This window comes from Acidobacteriota bacterium (assembly GCA_029861955.1).
Lineage (GTDB): Bacteria > Acidobacteriota > Polarisedimenticolia > Polarisedimenticolales > Polarisedimenticolaceae > JAOTYK01.
In genome coordinates, this window is sequence record JAOTYK010000088.1 from 1 (window position 1) to 3,572 (window position 3,572).

Annotated in this window: 3 protein-coding genes; all 3 read left to right on the plus strand. The window is 61.6% G+C overall.

Annotation, left to right across the window (positions count from 1 at the left end):
* The coding region (locus OES25_17570; protein ID MDH3629446.1) for a 30S ribosomal protein S7 at window positions 1–199 on the plus strand (199 nt) is incomplete at its 5' end.
* Between the two features lie 101 nt (window positions 200–300).
* Entirely contained in the window at window positions 301–2,376 is a 2,076-nt protein-coding gene (fusA, locus tag OES25_17575) for an elongation factor G (GenBank protein ID MDH3629447.1), read from the plus strand.
* A gap of 21 nt (window positions 2,377–2,397) precedes the next feature.
* A partial coding sequence (gene tuf / locus OES25_17580) for an elongation factor Tu (GenBank protein ID MDH3629448.1) occupies window positions 2,398–3,572 on the plus strand: 1,175 nt, incomplete at its 3' end.

Consider the following 3,572-nt stretch of genomic DNA (forward strand, 5'->3'; position numbering starts at 1 on the left):
TCGTCCGAACCGACGACTGGCCCTGTCGTTGCGCTGGATTCTTCAGGGTGCTCAGAACCGCAACGAGAAGACGATGAAACTACGGCTCGCTGGAGAGCTGATGGACGCCGCGGCCAACCGTGGCGTGGCGATGAAGAAGAAAGAGGACACGCATCGGATGGCCGACGCCAACAAGGCGTTTGCCCACTATCGCTGGTAAGCAAGGCGGCATCCCCAACAAGGAGAGACTCTTCGGCGGCAGGCGACTGCCGTCGTGGCTTTTTTTGGCACTGCAACTCGAAACCAACTCAAGACACGAAGATGGCTAGGCAAGTACCACTAGAGCGCATTCGCAACATCGGCATCATGGCGCACATTGATGCCGGCAAGACGACGACGACCGAGCGAATCCTCTATTACACGGGCGTCAACTACAAGATCGGGGAGGTCCACGAGGGGACCGCGACGATGGATTGGATGGTGCAGGAGCAAGAGCGTGGCATCACGATCACCGCCGCGGCTACGACCTGTTCCTGGGACGATCACCGGATCAACATTATCGACACCCCCGGGCACGTGGATTTCACCGCCGAGGTGGAGCGTTCGTTGCGGGTCCTGGATGGCGCCGTGGCGGTGTTCGATGCCGTGGCCGGCGTCGAGCCGCAGTCGGAGACGGTTTGGCGGCAAGCAGACCGTTATCGCGTTCCCCGTCTCGCTTTTGTCAACAAGATGGACCGCGTTGGAGCCGATTTCGACCGCTGTGTCGAGATGATGCGCTCGCGGTTGGGTGCTGCGCCGGTCGTGATCCAGATTCCCTGGGGCGCCGAGGACACGCTCCAGGGCGTGGTGGACCTCATCACGATGAAGGGCGTCCGCTACAAAGACGAGGCGTTGGGTGCCCAGTACGAGCTCGTGGACATCCCGGCTGAGCTCGTCGATCGCGCCCACGAGTTGCGGGAGAAGATGGTCGAGTCCATCTCCGAGACCGACGACCCGCTACTCGAGAAGTACCTCTCCGGCGACGAGGTGACGAACGAGGAGCTTCAGGCGGCGCTACGGCGGGCGACGGTGTCGAACGCGCTTCAGCCGGTACTCTGCGGCAGCGCCTTCAAGAACAAAGGCGTGCAGCCGCTACTCGACGCGGTCATTAGCTATCTGCCTTCACCGCTCGACATCCCAGCGATCGAAGGCAAGGATCCCGGAACCGAATCGGTGGTGATGCGCAAGTCGAGTGACGACGAGCCGTTCTCGGCCCTGGTCTTCAAGATCATGACCGATCCGTTTGTAGGTCAGTTGGCTTACTTTCGCGTCTACTCCGGCAGCGTCTCATCGGGTGACTCGGTTCTCAACGCGCGAACGTCGCGCAAAGAGCGGGTCGGCAGGCTGTTGCGTATGCACGCCAACAAGAGGGAAGAGCTCAAGTCCGTCTGGGCCGGCGACATTGCCGCGGGTGTGGGTTTGAAGGCCGTCAAAACCGGTGACACCATCACGGATCTCAAGGCGCCGGTCGTTCTCGAGGCGATGAGCTTCCCGGAGCCGGTGATCTCGGTTTCGATCGAACCAAAGACCAAAGCCGACCAGGAAAAACTGGCTCTGTCGCTCGAGAAGCTGCAGCAGGAAGACCCGACCTTCCGGGTTCACACCGATCCCGATACCGGTCAGACGCTGATTTCCGGGATGGGCGAACTCCATCTGGAGATCATCACCGATCGCCTTTTGCGTGAGTTCAAGGTGGGCGCCAACGTGGGCCGGCCGCAGGTGGCCTACAAGGAGAGTCTGACGGTTGAAGCCAAGGGCGAAGGCCGGTTTGTGCGTCAGAGCGGTGGTCGTGGTCAGTTCGGCCACTGCAAGATCGTCGCGCGTCCGACCGACGAGGGAGAGTTCGTCTTCAACAACAAGATCAAGGGCGGCGCAATCCCTCGGGAGTTCATCAAGCCCATCGAACAGGGCATTCGCGAGGCGATGGAGACCGGGCCGCTTGCCGGATATCCGATCACCGGTATCGAGATCGATCTCCACGACGGGACCTTCCACGAGGTCGACTCCTCGGAAGTGGCGTTCAAGATCGCCGGTTCGATGGCGTTCCAGGATGCCTCGAAACGCGCCAGACCCGCTCTTCTCGAACCGGTCATGGCGGTCGAGATCGTGACGCCGGAAGAGTACATGGGGGACGTGATCGGAGACGTCACGTCCAGGAGAGGTCGAGTCCAGAGTATGGAGGCTCGCGGCAACGCGCAGGTCATCGCCTGTCTCGTGCCGCTGGCAGAGATGTTTGGTTACGCGACGGATTTGCGGTCCGCGAGCCAGGGTCGAGCGAACTACACCATGCAGTTCGCCAACTACGAGCAAGCACCCAAGACCGTCAGCGAAGAGGTTGTTGCACGCGCCGCGGGCTAGGTCTCGGGCGGAGGAGGAATCATGGCGAAGGAGAAGTTTGAGCGTACCAAGCCGCACGTGAACATCGGCACGATCGGTCACGTGGATCACGGCAAGACGACGTTGACGGCAGCGATCACAAAGAATCTGGCGGCGAAGAACCTGGCGACGTTTACGGCGTTTGACGACATCGACAAGGCGCCTGAGGAGCGCGAGCGTGGGATCACGATCGCGACGGCGCATGTGGAGTACGAGACGGAGAACCGTCACTACGCCCATGTGGACTGCCCGGGCCACGCCGACTACGTCAAAAACATGATCACGGGCGCCGCTCAGATGGACGGCGCGATCCTGGTGGTTTCGGCGGCCGACGGTCCGATGCCGCAGACGCGCGAGCACGTTCTTCTGGCGCGTCAGGTGGATGTGCCTCACATCGTGGTGTTTCTGAACAAGTGCGACATGGTGGACGACGAGGAGTTGTTGGACCTGGTGGAGCTGGAGGTTCGGGAGCTTCTGTCGTCGTACGACTTTCCCGGGGACGACATTCCGATCATTCGTGGCTCGGCGCTCAAGGCGCTGGAGACCGACGATGCGGATTCTGAGGATGCGAAGGCGGTCTTCGAGTTGATGGCCGCAGTGGACGCGTCGATTCCGGAGCCGGAGCGCGATGTCGACAAGGACTTCCTGATGCCGATCGAGGACATTTTCTCGATTCAGGGTCGTGGGACGGTGGTGACGGGTCGCGTGGAGCGCGGCATCATCAAGGTGGGCGAAGAGGTAGAGATCGTCGGGATCCGAGACACGTCGAAGACGGTGGTGACGGGTGTCGAGATGTTCCGCAAGCTGCTGGACCAGGGTCAGGCTGGTGACAACGTGGGGATCCTGCTTCGGGGTACGAAGAAGGACGAGGTGGAGCGCGGGCAGTGCCTGACGAAGCCGGGCTCGATTACTCCGCACACGAAGTTCAAGGGCGAGGTCTACGTTTTGTCGAAGGACGAGGGCGGCCGGCACACGCCGTTTTTCGACAACTACCGTCCGCAGTTCTACTTCCGGACGACGGATGTGACGGGTGCGGCGGCGATGCCGGAAGGCACGGAGATGGTGATGCCGGGGGACAACGTGACGCTTTCGGTCGAGTTGATCGCCCCGATCGCGATGGAGAAGGGCGTTCGGTTTGCGATCCGCGAAGGCGGCCGCACGGTCGGCGCCGGTACTGT